This is a genomic window from Variovorax raffinosi (assembly GCF_051216615.1).
Taxonomy (GTDB): domain Bacteria; phylum Pseudomonadota; class Gammaproteobacteria; order Burkholderiales; family Burkholderiaceae_C; genus Variovorax.
In genome coordinates, this window is record NZ_JBPJZR010000007.1 from 143,613 (window position 1) to 158,520 (window position 14,908).

Genomic DNA, 14,908 nt, shown 5'->3' on the forward strand with positions numbered 1-14,908 from the left:
ACTGATGTCGACCGAAACCGATTCATCGCCCACGCCGCCCGTCGCCAGGCGCTCGCGCATGCGCCGGGTGATGCGCGCGCTGGGCTGGGCCGTGCTCGGCCTGTTCATGGCGGTGCTGCTGCTGGGCGCAGGCGCGTGGTGGTGGCTGGGCTCGAACCAGTCGCTGGCCTTCGCGCTGGCGCAGGCCGCGCAGCGGCTGCCCGCCGGCCAGTCGCTCGAAAGCCGCGACGTGACCGGCTCGCTGCGCACCGGCGGGCACATCGGCTGGCTCAAGTACCAGAGCGAGAGCATCGCCGTCGAGGTCGATGACGCCACCATTGGCTGGCAGCTCGCGCCGCTCTTCAAGCGCAAGGTGCAGCTCGGCGAGGTGCATGCGAAGCAGGTGCTGATCGAGCGCCGGGGCCCGCCGAGCGACAAGCCCACCGAGCCGCTCGAACAGATCACGCTGCCGGTCGAGGTCGAACTGCCCTTTCGCATCGACACGCTGCGCTGGGCCGGCCCGCCCGCGCTGGCGGCAACCAACCTCACCGGCAGCTACAGCTACAAGGCCGCCGAGCACGCGCTCGAAGTCAAGGGCGTGGACATTGCCGACGGCCACTACAGCGCGCGCGTCAAGCTGCAAGGCCCCGCGCCGATGGCCATCGAGGCCGCGCTCGACGGCCGCGTGAAGGCGCCGCTGGCCGAAGACCACAACATCGATGTGCTGGCCGAAGCCACGGTGAAGGGCACGCTCTCGGGCAAGGCGGCACGCCTGCAGGTCGCGGCCGAGTTGAAGCCCGCCGAAGAAAACGCCGACGCACCGATGGAAGCGAAGCTGCAGGCGCAGATCGCGCCCTGGCTGCCGCAACCGGTGATCGACGCCAAGGCGGACCTGCGCAACGTCGATGCCTCCAGCCTGTGGCCCGGCGCGCCCGAAACACGGTTGACCGGCACCGTCTCGCTCGAACCCGATGCCGACACCGGGCCGTCTGCATGGAAGGCCTCGGCCGACATACGCAACAGCGTTCCGGGCCCGTGGGACGAAGAGAAGCTGCCGGTCGAGCAGGTGCAGGCGCGCGTCGGCTTCGACGGCACGAACTGGACCATTCCCGAAGCCACCGTGCGCGCCGGCGGCGGCCGCATCGATGCCGAGGGCAGCTGGAGCCCGGCCCCCGCGCCCTGGAAGGCACAGGCCACCGTGCGCGGCGTGCGGCCCGCTGCGCTGTACAGCGAACTCTCGGGCGCGCCCGTCAGCGGCCAGTTCAAGGCCGAACAGCGCGAAGACACCATCAGCTTCGACGCCGCACTGCGCGCCGAAGGCGGCGGCGCCGGAAGCAAGGCATTGCCGGGCTTCGCGCTCGACCGTGCACTGGCCCAGGGCCAATGGAAAGACCAGGTGCTCGACCTGCGCACGCTGCGCATCGAAGCCCAGCGCGCCAGCATCGACGGCAAGCTGCAGGTGCGCGTGGCCGAGCAGGCCGGCAGCGGCAAGCTGAACCTCACGCTGCCGGGCGGCGGCGCACAACTCGAAGGCCGCATCGCGCCGACCACGGGCAGCGGCGAGATCAAGGCCAGCATCGACGATGCAGACACCCTGCAGCGCTGGGTGCAGGGCCTGCCGGGGCTCTCGAGCGTGTTCGCCAACGCCAGTGCCAAGGGCTCCGCGAAGCTCGACGCCAGTTGGCAAGGCGGCTGGCAGACCATCCAGCGTCGGCTGCAGAACGCGAACGCGCCGGCGCAGCGCGGCATCACCGAACCCACGCTCAAGGCCGCGCTCGGCGTGCCCCGCCTCGAACTGCACCTGCCGGCCGCCGAAGCCGGTGGCACCGCCACCACGGTGCAACTGCGCGACCTGCGTGCCGACCTCGCGGGCAGCCTTGCGCAAGCCACGCTCACGCTGCAGGGCGAGGCCACCACCGGCACGCAGAAGTTCACCATCGACACGCGCGCCAGCGGCGGCATCGCCGGCAACGACCAGTGGCGCGCGGCGCTGGCCAGCCTGCGGCTGCAGGCGCAAGACAGCGCACGCCCCGGCAACCCGTGGGTGGTGGAACTGAGCCGCGAAGTCACTGCCACCATCCGTACCGGCAGCGGTTCGAACGCGGGCCGCCTCGACGTCGAAGCCTCCGCCGCGGCGGCCACGCTGCGCGGCCCGGTGCCGGGCACGGTGCGCATCGACTGGCAGCCGCTGCGCTTCAGCCAGAGCGGTGCGGCACCCAATCGTGTGTTCCGCCTGCAGTCCAAGGGGCAGATGCAAGGCCTGCCGATGGCCTGGGCCGGTGCGCTGGGCGCCAGCTCGACACTGAGCGACCTGGGCATCAGCGGCGACCTGATGTTCGACGGCGACTGGAACATCGACGCCGGCGACACGCTGCGCGCCAAGGCACGACTCGCGCGCCAGAGCGGCGACATTCGCGTGCAGGCCGGCGAGGCCGCGCTGGTCACGCGCATCACGAGCACCGGCACGGGCACCGCGAGCGAACGCACGATGAATTCCGCCACGGCCGCCAACGGCGCCGACGCGCCCAGCACACCGGCGGGCCTGCGCAAGGCCGAGCTGCAGCTCGACGCGCTGGGCGAGGCCGTGCACGCCACCCTCGCATGGGACAGCGAACGCGCAGGCCAGATCAACGCCGACATCAACACCCGCGTGCAGCAGCGCGCAGGCGGCTGGCAATGGGCCGCCGACGCGCCGCTGGGCGGCACCATCAAGGCCACGCTGCCCAACCTGGGCGTGTGGTCGATGCTCGCGCCGCCGGGCTGGCGCATCGCCGGCACGCTCGACGCCAGCGCCGCGCTCTCGGGCAGCCGCACGGCGCCGCGCTGGAACGGCACCCTCGGCGCCGACAAGCTCGCGCTGCGCGCGCCGGTCGAAGGGCTCGACCTGCGCGATGGCCGCCTGCGCGCCACGCTGACGGGTGAGCGCATCGAGATCACCGAGTTCTCGCTCAAGGGCGGCGCCGGCAGTTCGGCGCGCATCGCTGGCCAGAGCGGCAACCGCAGCACCTCGGCCAGCGAGGCCCGCACCGATGGCGGCTCGCTCTCGGCCAGCGGCGAGATGAGCTGGGGCCCCGCGAACGGCGCGGCATCGGGCATTCGCATGGCCCTGCAAGGCCAGTTGCGCGCATTGCGCGTGCTGGTGCGCACCGACCGGCAGGTCACGCTCTCGGGCGACCTGCAGGCCAAGCTGGACAACGGCCAGTTCAGCGTGCGCGGCAAGCTCAAGACCGACCGCGCCGTGATCATCCTGCCCGACGAGACCGCGCCCAGCCTCGGCAGCGACGTGGTCGTGCGCTCGGCCGCCAAGGACCGCGAGGCCGCGGAAGATGCCAGGCGCGAGTCCGCCCGCGTCGACGCGCAGGCGGCCAAGCCGCAGACCGCCAAGCCACCGGACATCGTCGTCAACTTCGACCTGGGCGACGACTTCGCGGTGCAGGGCCGCGGCATCACCACGCGGCTCGAAGGCGACCTGGAGATCCGCAGCACCAAGCTGAATGCGCCGCCGCGCATCACCGGCGAGGTGAAGACCGTGAAGGGCCAGTACCGCGCCTACGGCCAGCAGCTCGATGTGGAAACCGGCGTGGCGCGCTTCAACGGTCCCTTCGACAACCCGGCGCTCGACATCCTCGCGATCCGGCCGAACATCTCGCAGCGCGCCGGCGTGCAGATCACGGGCAGCGCGCAATCGCCGCGCGTCAAGCTCTATTCCGAACCCGCGCTGTCCGATGCCGAAACGCTGTCATGGGTGATCCTGGGCCGCGCCTCGGCCACCAGCGGCGGCGAGTCGGCCCTGCTGCAGCAGGCCGCGCTGTCGCTGCTGGGCAAGATCGGCGGCAGCGGCTCCGGCGGCAGCCTGGCCAGCCGCTTCGGCCTGGACGAACTCGGCTTCAAGGGCCCGGGCAGCGGCGGCGACCTGCGCGAGTCGGCCGTGACGCTGGGCAAGCGGCTGTCGAAGGATTTCTACGTGACCTACGAACGCAGCCTGGGCGGCACCTTCGGCACGATCTTCATCTTCTACGACCTGACGACGAAGCTCACGCTGCGGGGCCAGGCGGGCCAGACCAGCGGGCTGGACCTGATCTATACGGTGAAGTACGACTGACAGGACCGAACTGGTAAAGTCTCGCCCTGCCTTCGGTCCTCGTAGTTCAATGGATAGAACGGGGTCCTCCTAAGACTCAGATACAGGTTCGATTCCTGTCGAGGGCACCAACAACCCACGATGACACCCCCTGCACAAGGCAAGTTCGCCTTCGCCAACCAGTTGCGCGGCCTGGCCGTGCTCATGGTCATCGTCAGCCACTACGCCGGAACCTACTGGAACGCGCGCGAGCTCGTTTCGCTGTTCATCTTCGCGCCGCCGATCGAGGGCCCCGCGTCGATGGTAAGCCGGTTCATCACGCCGCCCACCGTCAACTACGGTCCGTTCGGCGTTGCCATCTTCTTTCTCATCAGCGGCTTCGTGATTCCGTTCTCGCTGGAGAAACTGGGCGCCGCGCGCTTCCTTGCGGCGCGCCTGCTGCGCATCTATCCGACGTACTGGGCCGCCAGTGCCGCGGTGCTGTTCGTCGCGTGGCTCTCCAGCAAATACTGGGGACAGGCGTTTCACATGGACGCAGGCCGGCTGATCGCAAACATGCTGCTGGTCCAGATCCAGACAGGCCATCTGTCGACGGACCTCGTCAACTGGACGCTCGCGGTCGAGGTCAAGTTCTACATCGTCGCCATGCTGCTGTGGCCCTGGATCCGGCGCCGGCCGGTGCTGACCATCACGGGCTTCTCGCTGGCGCTGCTGGCCTACATGAGCTGCATCCCCAAGGGTTGGAACATCGTGCCGATGGGCCCCCTGCAGATCGGCCTTACCTCGACCAACACCGAGTTGCTGTTTCTTCCGTTCCTGTTCATCGGGACCCTCTTTCATCTCGAACTGACAAAGAAGATTTCGCCGAAAGCGCTCATCGGCTCGGCCCTTGCCGTGCTGATCATCTTCCTGGCGATGTGGAAGAAGACGCCCTGGTTCGCGCAATCCGCGAGTGCGGCAGCGAACTACAGCTATGCGCTTGTGCTCTTCAGCGTCTGCTATGTGCTGCGCGGCCGTTTCCGGGCGAACCGCGTGCTGGATTTCTTCGCCGACGTCAGCTATCCCCTGTACATCGTGCACTCGCTCGTCGGGTACGCGGCCATCCGTTTCCTGATGGCGAACGGCGTGAGCTTCGTGCCTGCGGCGCTGCTCGCGTTCGGCGCGGCCGTTGCGCTCGCCTACCTGATCCATCGCACTGTGGAATTGCCGACGGCGGCGCTGGGCAAGCGATTCGGACGCAAGCCCGTCGCGCCCGTACTCCCCGCAACGACCGAAGGCATGAAGGCCGGGACCTGAGCGCGATACCGCTCAGCGCTCCGACGCCGCGAGCAGTTGCTGGATCCAATCCGCCGAGATTGCACCGGGCACCCGCGTCCCGTCCTTGAAGATCATCGTCGGCGTGCCTTTCACGTCGAGCTTGCGGCCGAAGTCGGCGTTCCGCTGCAGGGCCACTGCATCGCAGGCGCCAGCCGCCGGGGCGGGCTCCGTGCCCGATTGCATCCAGCTTTCCCAGGTCTTCGTGCGTTCCTTGCTGCACCACACATTGCGCGACTTGGCGACCGAATTGGCCCCAAGAATCGGGTAAAGAAACACATAGACCGTCACGTTGCCGATCTTCTTCAGGTCCTGATCGACGCGCTTGCAGTGGCCGCAGTTGGGGTCCGAGAACACGGCCAGCTTTCGCTTGCCATCGCCGTGCACGACCTTGATGGCGTCCGCCAGCGGCAGTTGTTCAAAAGAGAAGCCTGCAAGCTTCTCGAACCGTCCCTCGACAGAACTCTTGCGGCTCTGGGCTTCACTGACGTTGGCGACTGCGAGCAGCGCGACCGCACAGGGGATCAGAAGAAGAAGTTGGCGTCGAAGTTTCATCGGTGGGTTCAGTCGAAAGAAAGAAGAAAGATGTCTGTCTCGCCGCAGCGAGCGCGTGGCGGCATGAGCCCCCGACGCTAACATTCGCCCGCCCCCGCTTTTCGTCGCCCTCCAACCCCATGCCCATCGCCCTGAAGTTCATCGCAGCCACCGCGCTGCTGACCACGGTTCACGTGCTTGTCATGACCGTGCTCGGCCTTCGGTTGCGCATTGCGGTCCGCGAGGTGTCGCTCGGCTTCGGCCCGGTGCTGCTGTCCGCCGGCATCTTCCGGCTGCGCGCGGTGCCGCTGGTGGGATCTGTCCAGTTCAAGGACACGCGTGCCGAAGCCATTCCGGAAAGCGCGCCACCCGGCTGGGTGAAGGACGCCTTCGACCATCAGCCGCGATGGGTACAGGCCCTGCTGCCGTTGGCCGGGGCGGCCTCGCTGGTGGCCATGGCGCTCCTGCTGCATCCGGGCTCGGCGCTCGCGAGCCTGGGCCACGGCTTCGTGCAGATCGTGACGGGCGGACTCGGGCCGCTTTCGACCGCCCAGCCGCTGATCGCCGGTGCGAGCCACATCGCGACGCAGGGCTTCCTGCCTTTGCTCGGCGTGCTCGCCGCGAAGTTCGCCGCGCTGAACCTCCTGCCGCTGCCGATGATGAATGGCGGGCAGGCACTGCTCGCATTGCTGGACCCGGCCCCGCAGGAAACACCGCGCTGGAAACAGATGCTGATGCAATGGTCCGTGTGGCTGTGCATTGCGCTGGCCTTTTCGTGGGCAGTGGCCATCGGCTTCTTCGCGTTCGCGCGCTGAAGAAAAAAACGGTGCGACACCAGACAACCCCTGCGTCGAAACAGTCAATGAGCGGTAACAAGGCATCGGTTTAATCCAGCGCGGGAAACCTCCCCTGCCCTCATCGTCCTGCGCCGCACCCGGCGCGGGAACCTGCCTGTGACCACCGACCTTCGCGCTCCCCGATTCCACAACACCACCAACGTTCTTGGTCGGCGTCTCCTGGCCACCTTCTGCGTCGTGCTGCTGCTGACCCTTGCGGGTTCGGGCATCGGCATCTGGTCGCTGGCGAAGGTGAACGAGGCCACGCACGAAGCCATCCAGCAGCACGGCGTGTCGGAGCGCCTGGTGGTGGACGCCTACCGCCACCAGGCCATCAACGCCGAGCGCTACAAGGCGATGGCATTGAGTTCCGAACCTGAAGTGGGCGAGATCCTGGCCGCCGACATTCAGGCGACCGAAACCCGGTACGCCGAGTTGATGCAGCAGGTGTCGCAGCGCCTTCACACCGCATCCGACCGCGCACTGCTCGCGCAGACACAGGCCACCGGCGAAGACTTCAAGAAGGCCGTGAAGGAGCTGATCGCCGCGCGCGACTCGGGCCTGACCGAGCGCATCCGCAGCGTCTACGCGCAGCGCTTTCAGCCCGGCGCCGCCGCGCTGCTGGAGGCCCTCGGCAAGCTCGCGCAATCGCAACGCGAGGCCATCGATGCGGCCGGTGTCCGCATCGAAGACCTGAGCGCTTCGGCCCGGCTGGCGCTGGTGCTGTTCAGTGCCACGGCGCTGCTGCTGGGCATCGTGCTGGCGCAGTGGCTGGTGCGCAACATCAGCCGGCCGATCCGCGTGGCGGGTGAAACGGCCGGGCGCGTGGCCAGCCTCGACCTGCGCCAGGACATCGAAGGCCATTCGCGCGACGAAGCCGGCCAGATGCTGCTGGCCCTGGGCGCCATGCAGGGCGCATTGCGCGAGCTGGTCCTGCGGGTGCGCGAGTCGGTGCAGAGCGTGCACGTGGCGGCCGGCGAGATCGCCCACGGCAATTCGGATCTGTCGGCGCGCACCGAGAACGCGGCGTCCAGCCTGCAGCAGACGGCCGCTGCGCTCGAACAGGTGATGCGCAACGTGCAGCAGTCGAGCGAGGCCGCGGGCAAGGCCGAGCAGATGGCCGGCGCCGCAGCCGCTGTGGCGGCGCAGGGCGGTGAGGTGGTGTCGCAGGTGGTCGGCACCATGCAGGACATCCATCGCGCCTCGCACAAGATGGCCGACATCATCGGGGTGATCGACAGCATCGCCTTCCAGACGAACATCCTCGCGCTCAATGCCGCCGTCGAAGCGGCGCGCGCCGGTGAATCAGGCCGGGGCTTCGCGGTGGTCGCGGCCGAAGTGCGGCAGCTCGCCACGCGATCGGCCGCCGCCGCGCGCGAGATCAAGGGCCTGATCGAAAACTCGGTGCACCGCATCGAAGCCGGCACGACGCTGGCCGACAGCGCGGGGCAGACGATGGGCCGCATCATGGATTCGATCCGGCAGGTGGCGGACACCGTGAGCGCCATTACCGCCGCGACACATGCGCAGACGCAGGACATCGGGCAGATCAACACCGCCGTCTCTCATCTGGATCGCATGACGCAGCAGAACTCGGCGCTGGTGGAAGAGTCCGCTGCCGCGTCGGAAGGCCTGCGCGACCAGGCGCGTCATCTCGATGTGCTCATCAGCCAGTTCGTGCTGCCCGGCGACGGCGAAGCGGCGCCACAGGACGCGGAGTGGATGCCGCCGCCGACACCACGGGCAGTGCAATTGGCTGCAGCGCCGAAAGCGAAAGACCGCTTGCTGCCGGCCTGAGCGGCCCGTCCGTCGTTCAGTTCACTTCAGCGAATCAGGTCCATCGGCACGACTTCCGGTGTGACCTTGGCGGTGGTTGCGGTCAGCAACTGCCCGTTCGATTCCTTCCAACAGAGGATGTGGGTCATGCCCGAGCCCGCCGGGCCCGGGGCCTGTATCGACACGGCTTTCCACCCCTTGCACGCGCCGCCCACGGCGGTGGGCCGGTCTAGAAACACATAGTCGGTGCCGGCGTCGATGCGCAGCACGCCCACCACGCCGGGTGGCAACGGCTTGCGCGCCTGCGCGAATGCCGCGCACGCGACAGTGGCCATGACGATGCCCACGAAGAAGATGCGCGCCATGCCTGCTGCTCCGGTGTTGCCGAGGGCCGATCTTACTTTTGCGCTTGCGGCCGCCACGGCCACCACGGCGGCGTCGCGTGACGGCAGCGTCAATCGCACAAACGGACTACACGCCACGCGCCTTCCTACCCAGTTTCGGTGATGGTCCGAAGACATCCAAGCCGCTTCAATCGGCGCCTCACGGCCGCCATCGGCGCGCCGCTTTGGAACTGTCTTCAGAAGAAGCACGAGGAAATCGATCATGGACCGGAGAAGGTTTGCGCTCAGCGCGGTGGGCATCGCGGTGTTGAGCGGGTGCGGTGGTGGCGGCAGCGGGGGCGGTGGCGGGTTCGCCTTTCCACCGGTCGACGTGCCGCCGGCACCTGCCCCGGGCGAGCCTCCCGCGCCGATGCCACCCGCACCGCAACCACCGGTGCCACCGGTACCGCCCGCACCCAATCCACCGGCGCCACCTGCCGGCCCCGAGCTTGCAACGCCGACCTTGCTGCCTGCATCGACGATCCTTGCGCAGAGCATCGTCAGCCACGACAACGACCTCTACCCCAGCGTCGGCCCCGGCCAGGCGAACTTCTGGGACCTGAGGCCCGACTTCTGCATCGGGGACGGCTGGAACAGCCAGTTCGCGGGTGCGCTGGCATTGCGTGTGAAGGTGGGCAATCGCTCGGAAGGCTTCGACAGCGATCAGACCTTCAAGGAGCTGACGCCGCTGGGACCCGAGATGACGCAGGCCGACGGCATGAAGGTCGTGTCGACCACGACGGACCCGCAGTTCCAGTCGAACGGCACTGCCGCATTCCTGCATCCGGTGCCCGATGCACGGCTGCAGCAGACCCTGGACCTGACGCGGGCCGTCGCCCCCGTGAACCTCGGGTGGACCGGCAAGCCTGGTGCGTGGCGCGGCAACTTCAATGACGAGACAGCCTTCATGCAGGTGGTGCTGCGCGACACCAGCGGCGGGCTGCTCCAGACGATCTACAGGATCGACAGCAACGGCCCGTCGGGCCCGCCGGGGTTCGCCTGGCTCACGGCCTATGTCGGCCAGGTGGTCGTGCTGTCGTTCGAGCAATGCAATGGCGGCCAGGGCACGTCGATCGAGATGGTGTCGGTGGACGACAGCGCGCCGCGGTCCCGCAGCTTCGTCGTCAACGGCGACTTCAGCGCGGGCCTGTCGGGCTGGACCGTGTCGCAGACGCGAGGCGTGCAGAACATCCGCTCCGGCGCCAGGACGCTGCGCGGGCTCGAAGTGCAGCGCACCTTCTACGCACAGCCCAACCAGTTGTGGGGGCGCATGACGGACACCTTCCACAACCCCTCGGCATCGTCCATCACGGCGAAGGTGACCTACACCAGCTTCCTGGGCTCCTCCGACGCGGGCGTGATCTATCCGCCTGCGGGTGCCCCGCTGAAGGCGCTGACGGTGTGGGACGGCATGGGCAATGGCCGCGACGCGGGCTTCGTCTTCGGCGCGGCGGACAGCGTCTCCTACCTCTCCGCTTCGGCGCTCAACACCCAGGATGGCGGCAGCACGGTGACGACGGACTTCGACATCACGGTGCCGGCCGGCGGCACGGTCACGCTCGCGAACTTCCTGATCCTCACGGGCACGAACACCTGGATCGGCGCCACGAGCACCGCGGCCCGCGCCACCGACGTGGACACGCAGGCCGCCGCGATCGCCGCGAACTTCCGCACCGACGTGCTGTACCAGCGCGGCCTGACGCAGTTGCAGCTCGACACCCTGAAGAACTTCTGAGCGCGACGCAGTGTGGGTGCGCCCCGGGGCACTCACACCACCCGATGCTCCTGCACCACGAAGGCCGTGATCTCCCTCAGTGGATCGCCGCCATCGGCGCGACTTTCGGCGAGACTTTGGCTGCCGTGGCGGTCAGAAGCTGGCCGTTGGCTTCCTTCCAGCACATCACATTGGTCATACCCGTTGCGGGCTGGTCGGGCTTCTGGATGGAGATCGTCTTCCATCCGGCACAGGCGCCATCCACGGTCGTCGGCTTGTGGAGGAACACGTACTCGGTGGAGGCATCGATGGGCAGGATGCCTTCCACCCCGGGTGGCATCGGCTTCTTCGTCTCACCGCATGCCGACAGGGCAACGATGGTGATGGCCATGCTGCAAAAAAAGATCCGACCCATAGTGCCTCCAGACGATTGAGCCGCGATGTTACGTGCGCCTCACACCACCCGATGCTCCTGCACCACGAAGGCCGTGATCTCCGCCAGGAAGGTGAGCGCATGCGCCATCGTGCGCTGCCCTTGCGGTGACGCGAACGCGGCATCCAGCGTGTCGGTGTTCTCGAACCACAGCTCGACGATGCCGTCGATCGGCAGCTCGGCATAAGTGCAAGGCGTGCCCTTCTCGAACTCGCGCGCGACGAGCACGTTCTGCCGATAGCCGCTCACGCCCGGCATGCGCCGCACATGGTCTGCGTGCACTTTCCACTCGCGACGAAAGTCCTCTTCCGATTGCGCGATCGGCCGGCGCAGCAGCGAGATGCGCTTGAGCAGGCCCTCGGGCTTCGCGGGCAGCGCGATGACTTCGGTCTGCTCGACCGTGACGATGTGCAGCCCGCCAAGAAAATGCTGTTCATCGGCGCGGATGGCCGCTGCGAGATCGCCCTGCGTGAAGGCTTCGTTCGCCCGCTCGGCTTCATCGAAGCGCAGTTGCGAGAAGCCATCGAAATCCCAGGGGCCGCGCGCGAAGTCGATGCCGCGCTGCAGCCGGTCGACCACAAGGTTCTGCCGGTAGGCACGCAGCGCGGGCAGTTGCGCCACCAGCGGCCCGTGGCTCTCGCGCCAGTGGCTGCGAAATGCTTCGTCGGTCCATTCGGGCTTCTTGCGGATCAGGCCCATGCGCAGGGTCGTCGTTGTCATGCCTTGCCTTTTTCTTCGTTGGACAGTGCGGCCGCTTCGGCACGTGCGCGTGCCAGGCCCGGCGCGCGCTTGGCGAGCCACACGCCGTGGCTCACGGGCCAGCGTTCGTAGCCGGGGTCGGCGCCCAGCGTGGCAGCCGCGTGATGCGGCCAGTAGGGATCGAACAGCGCCTCGCGGCCGAGCGCGATCAGGTCGGCTTCGCCAGCGGCGAGCACCGCCTCGGCTTGCTGCGCATCGACGATCATGCCGACCGCCTGCGTCACGACTTGCGCATCGCGCCGGATGCGTTCAGAGAACGGCACCTGAAAGCCCAGGCCGCGCGGCACGGGCAAGGCGCGCGTTTCTTCGGTCAAGCCGCCCGACGAGCAATCGATCACGTCGACGCCGCAGCGCTTGAGTTCGCGCGCAAGGACCACCGAGTCATCGAGGTTCCAGCCATCGAGCGTGCCGTCGACCGCGGAGAGCCGGCAGAACAGCGGCTTGCCCGCGGGCCACACCGCGCGCACGCGCTGCGCGATTTCCAGCGCGAGCCACATGCGGTTCTCGCGGCTGCCACCGAGCGCATCACCGCGATGGTTGGCGTTGGGCGACAGAAAACTCGCCACCAGATAGCCGTGGCCGAAGTGCAGCTCGACCACATCGAAGCCGGCCTTGTCGGCCCGCACCGTCGCATCGACAAAATGCTTCACCACCGAGGCGATGCCGTTCGCATCGAGCGCGCGCGGCGCCGACCAGCCGGGGCCCGCCGCGAGCGCGCTCGGGCCGAGGCGCTCCCATGGCTCTTCGTCGGCGGCCATGCGTTCTGCACTCAGCGCCGCGCCACCTTCCCACAGCGGCTCGCTGCCGGCCTTGCGCCCCGCATGCGCGAGCTGCACGCCGATGGCGCTGCCTTGCGCGTGCACGAAATCGACCACAGCTTTCAGCGGCGCGATCTGGCTGTCTTTCCACAGCCCAAGGTCGGCGGTGCCGATGCGCCCGCGCGGATCGACCGTCGTGCTTTCGGTCAGGATCAGGCCCGCACCGCCGAGCGCGAACTTTCCCAGGTGCACCATGTGCCAGGGCGTGGCATGGCCGCGGTCGGCCGCGTGCTGGCACATCGGCGAGATAACGACACGGTTGGCCAGCGTGAGATCGCGCAGCTTCAAAGGCTGGAACAGCAAAGGAGAGGAATCGGACATGGGCAACAGAAAAAGAAAAGACGCTCAGAGCGCCCGAGGGGGCGCAGCCACCGCGACAGCGGGCCGCGTGCCGAGATACGTTCCGCCCATCACGGCGGCAAAGCCGAGCAGGTGCCACCAGGTGAGCACCTCGCCCAGCAGCAACGCGGCGAATGCGACGCCGAACACCGGCACCCAGTAGAGATACACGGCCGTGCGCGCCACGCCGATGATCGAGATGGCACGGTTCCAGATCAGGTTGCCGGCGGCAGTGGCGGCCACGCCGGAAAACAGCACCAGCACCCACAGCCACACGCCGGGGAAGAGTTGGGCCGCGCCGAGCCGCGATGGCCCGAGCACGGTGTGCACGACCAACATGCCGGTGCCGATCACGTAGATGACCCAACTGATCGACAGCGGATCGATCTGCCGCGCCAGCCGCTGCACGCCCACGCCGCCGACCGCGAAACTCACCACGGCCAGCGCCAGCATCAGGTCGCCGATGCCGGCACTCGACAGCCCCGCGCCGGGATGGCTCAGCACCACTGCGGCCACACCGGCAAAGCCCAGCGCCACACCGAGCATGCGGCGCGGTGTGAAACGTTCACGGAACACCAGCGCCGCCATCAGCGCCGAGACCAGCGGGCTCAGCGCCATGATCAGTGCACCGTTGGTGGCGGTGGAGCGCAGCAGGCCCTGCGCGAACAGGATCTGGTTCGCATAGACCATGAGGAAGGCGCAGCCCGCCATGCCCGCAAACTGCTTCGCGCCCAGCGCGGGCAGCCCGCCCCGTCGCCACAGCACGATGGCCGTGAGCGCCATGCAGGCCACCACCATGCGCAGCGCCGCCAGTGGCAGCGACTCGAAGGACGCGGTGAGCGCCTTCACGGCGGATACGTTCACGCCCCACAGCAGCATGGCCAGCAGCATCCAGCCCTGCACCGATGCGGGCGTGGCGCCTGTGGGGCGCGCCGGGGCGGTCACATCAGCCTTCGAGCGCGTTCCACATCTCGATGTCGCGCTCGGCCGTCCAGATGCGCGGGTGCACATGGCCGGTGGCTTCGTCGTAGGCACGGGTCACGTCGAAGGGCATGCAGTGGTCGAAGATCACCCAGTGGCCGTAGGTCGGGCGCAGCGCAGCCACGGTTTCCTTGTAGATGACGTTGAGCGACTTGCCCAGCGCCACGCCGTTGTTGACCAGCGTGTACACGTCGGAGATGAAGGCGCGCGTCGAAGCGATGGCCTTGCGCACGTCGGCCGCGTTCTCCAGCGCGGCGCCACGGCCGGGCACCAGCTTCTCGAAACCGAAGCCGGCAAGGCGGTCCAGCGTGGTGGGCCAGTCGCGGAAGTAGCAGTCACCCGCGTAAGCGGTGCTCTGGTATTCGACGAGGTCGCCGGCAAAGCAGATCTTCTGGTCTTCGAGGTAGGCGATGGTGTCGCCCTTGGTGTGGCCGCGGCCGACCTGCGCGATCTTCACTTCGAGCTTCTTGCCCAGCCACACGCTCATGGTGCCGTCGAAGGTCATGGTGGGCCAGGTCAGGCCCGCCGGTACCGATTCGACGTTGCGGAACAGGCGCGGAAAGCGGCCGATCTCGCTGGCCTTGTCCTGCTCGCCGCGCTCGACGATCAGGTCATAGGTGTCGCGGCTGGCAATGATCTGCTCGGCGCCTTCCTTGAAGTACGCCGACGCGCCCAGCACGCGCACCGCGTGGTAATGGCTCAGCAGCACGTACTTGATGGGCAGCGGCGTGACTTCGCGGATGCGGCGGATCACGTCCTGCGCCATCGCGGGCGTGGCCTGCGTGTCGACCACCATCACGGCTTCGTCGCCGATGAAGATGCCGGTGTTCGGGTCGCCTTCGGCGGTGTAGGCGTAGGCGTTCTCCGAGAGGCGGGTGAACGAGACCTTCTTTTCTTCGAGGTCGGCCTGGCTGGCGAAGACTTTGGTGGGTACGGTCATGAGGATTCCTTTGTCTGCTTC

Annotated in this window: 12 protein-coding genes and 1 tRNA gene; 6 read left to right on the plus strand and 7 right to left on the minus strand. The window is 68.0% G+C overall.

What is annotated here, in order from left to right; genetic code table 11:
• Positions 1 to 4 precede the first annotated feature (4 nt).
• The 3 genes from ACSFB7_RS21285 to ACSFB7_RS21295 all read left to right on the plus strand — a co-directional run bounded on the left by ACSFB7_RS21285 (position 5) and on the right by ACSFB7_RS21295 (position 5,356).
• On the plus strand, positions 5 to 4,081 hold the full coding sequence (locus tag ACSFB7_RS21285) for a translocation/assembly module TamB domain-containing protein (protein WP_435473678.1): 4,077 nt from the start codon (positions 5 to 7) through the stop codon (positions 4,079 to 4,081).
• Positions 4,082 to 4,116: 35 nt separating this feature from the next.
• Positions 4,117 to 4,191 (plus strand) — tRNA-Arg (locus tag ACSFB7_RS21290).
• Between the two features lie 10 nt (positions 4,192 to 4,201).
• Positions 4,202 to 5,356: an acyltransferase family protein gene (locus ACSFB7_RS21295; RefSeq protein ID WP_435473680.1), complete on the plus strand. Its 1,155-nt coding sequence runs from the start codon at positions 4,202 to 4,204 to the stop codon at positions 5,354 to 5,356.
• Between the two features lie 12 nt (positions 5,357 to 5,368).
• Here the strand turns inward: ACSFB7_RS21295 and ACSFB7_RS21300 are convergent, their stop codons facing one another.
• On the minus strand, positions 5,369 to 5,929 hold the full coding sequence (locus ACSFB7_RS21300; protein ID WP_435473682.1) for a DsbC family protein: 561 nt from the start codon (positions 5,927 to 5,929) through the stop codon (positions 5,369 to 5,371).
• A 119-nt stretch (positions 5,930 to 6,048) separates the two neighbouring features.
• On the opposite strand from ACSFB7_RS21300, the gene ACSFB7_RS21305 reads away from it, so the two are divergent.
• A complete protein-coding gene (locus tag ACSFB7_RS21305; protein WP_435473685.1) occupies positions 6,049 to 6,723 on the plus strand; it encodes a site-2 protease family protein in 675 nt (224 codons plus the stop codon).
• Between the two features lie 138 nt (positions 6,724 to 6,861).
• Positions 6,862 to 8,541, plus strand: coding sequence for a methyl-accepting chemotaxis protein (locus ACSFB7_RS21310; protein WP_435473687.1), 1,680 nt, complete (start codon positions 6,862 to 6,864; stop codon positions 8,539 to 8,541).
• 26 nt (positions 8,542 to 8,567) lie between these two features.
• Here the strand turns inward: ACSFB7_RS21310 and ACSFB7_RS21315 are convergent, their stop codons facing one another.
• On the minus strand, positions 8,568 to 9,128 hold the full coding sequence (locus ACSFB7_RS21315) for a hypothetical protein (RefSeq protein ID WP_435473689.1): 561 nt from the start codon (positions 9,126 to 9,128) through the stop codon (positions 8,568 to 8,570).
• Here ACSFB7_RS21315 and ACSFB7_RS21320 point away from each other — a divergent pair.
• Positions 9,127 to 10,638, plus strand: coding sequence for a hypothetical protein (locus ACSFB7_RS21320; RefSeq protein ID WP_435473691.1), 1,512 nt, complete (start codon positions 9,127 to 9,129; stop codon positions 10,636 to 10,638). The genes ACSFB7_RS21315 and ACSFB7_RS21320 overlap by 2 nt on opposite strands.
• 76 nt (positions 10,639 to 10,714) lie before the next feature.
• Here the strand turns inward: ACSFB7_RS21320 and ACSFB7_RS21325 are convergent, their stop codons facing one another.
• From ACSFB7_RS21325 to ACSFB7_RS21345, 5 genes are all read right to left on the minus strand, one after another.
• The gene (locus ACSFB7_RS21325; protein WP_435473693.1) at positions 10,715 to 11,008 is read right to left on the minus strand and encodes a hypothetical protein; all 294 of its coding nucleotides are present in this window, start codon (positions 11,006 to 11,008) and stop codon (positions 10,715 to 10,717) included.
• 63 nt (positions 11,009 to 11,071) lie between these two features.
• Complete coding sequence (locus ACSFB7_RS21330; protein WP_435473695.1) at positions 11,072 to 11,770, minus strand: EthD domain-containing protein; 699 nt, start codon at positions 11,768 to 11,770, stop codon at positions 11,072 to 11,074.
• On the minus strand, positions 11,767 to 12,948 hold the full coding sequence (locus ACSFB7_RS21335; protein WP_435473697.1) for an NADH:flavin oxidoreductase/NADH oxidase: 1,182 nt from the start codon (positions 12,946 to 12,948) through the stop codon (positions 11,767 to 11,769). The genes ACSFB7_RS21330 and ACSFB7_RS21335 overlap by 4 nt, the downstream gene beginning before the upstream one ends.
• Positions 12,949 to 12,972: 24 nt before the next feature.
• The gene (locus ACSFB7_RS21340) at positions 12,973 to 13,911 is read right to left on the minus strand and encodes a DMT family transporter (protein WP_435473699.1); all 939 of its coding nucleotides are present in this window, start codon (positions 13,909 to 13,911) and stop codon (positions 12,973 to 12,975) included.
• Between the two features lies 1 nt (position 13,912).
• Positions 13,913 to 14,887, minus strand: coding sequence for an MBL fold metallo-hydrolase (locus ACSFB7_RS21345; RefSeq protein ID WP_435473701.1), 975 nt, complete (start codon positions 14,885 to 14,887; stop codon positions 13,913 to 13,915).
• Positions 14,888 to 14,908: the final 21 nt, after the last annotated feature.

Bases quoted from the DNA above. Each gene is read 5' to 3' on its own strand.
- ACSFB7_RS21305 (WP_435473685.1), top strand. From the start codon at position 6,049: ATGCCCATCGCCCTGAAGTTCATCGCAGCCACCGCGCTGCTGACCACG.
- ACSFB7_RS21345 (WP_435473701.1), bottom strand. From the start codon at position 14,887: ATGACCGTACCCACCAAAGTCTTCGCCAGCCAGGCCGACCTCGAAGAA.
- ACSFB7_RS21300 (WP_435473682.1), bottom strand. From the start codon at position 5,929: ATGAAACTTCGACGCCAACTTCTTCTTCTGATCCCCTGTGCGGTCGCG.
- ACSFB7_RS21285 (WP_435473678.1), top strand. From the start codon at position 5: ATGTCGACCGAAACCGATTCATCGCCCACGCCGCCCGTCGCCAGGCGC.
- ACSFB7_RS21315 (WP_435473689.1), bottom strand. From the start codon at position 9,128: ATGATCGATTTCCTCGTGCTTCTTCTGAAGACAGTTCCAAAGCGGCGC.
- ACSFB7_RS21320 (WP_435473691.1), top strand. From the start codon at position 9,127: ATGGACCGGAGAAGGTTTGCGCTCAGCGCGGTGGGCATCGCGGTGTTG.
- ACSFB7_RS21335 (WP_435473697.1), bottom strand. From the start codon at position 12,948: ATGTCCGATTCCTCTCCTTTGCTGTTCCAGCCTTTGAAGCTGCGCGAT.
- ACSFB7_RS21330 (WP_435473695.1), bottom strand. From the start codon at position 11,770: ATGACAACGACGACCCTGCGCATGGGCCTGATCCGCAAGAAGCCCGAA.
- ACSFB7_RS21325 (WP_435473693.1), bottom strand. From the start codon at position 11,008: ATGGCCATCACCATCGTTGCCCTGTCGGCATGCGGTGAGACGAAGAAG.
- ACSFB7_RS21295 (WP_435473680.1), top strand. From the start codon at position 4,202: ATGACACCCCCTGCACAAGGCAAGTTCGCCTTCGCCAACCAGTTGCGC.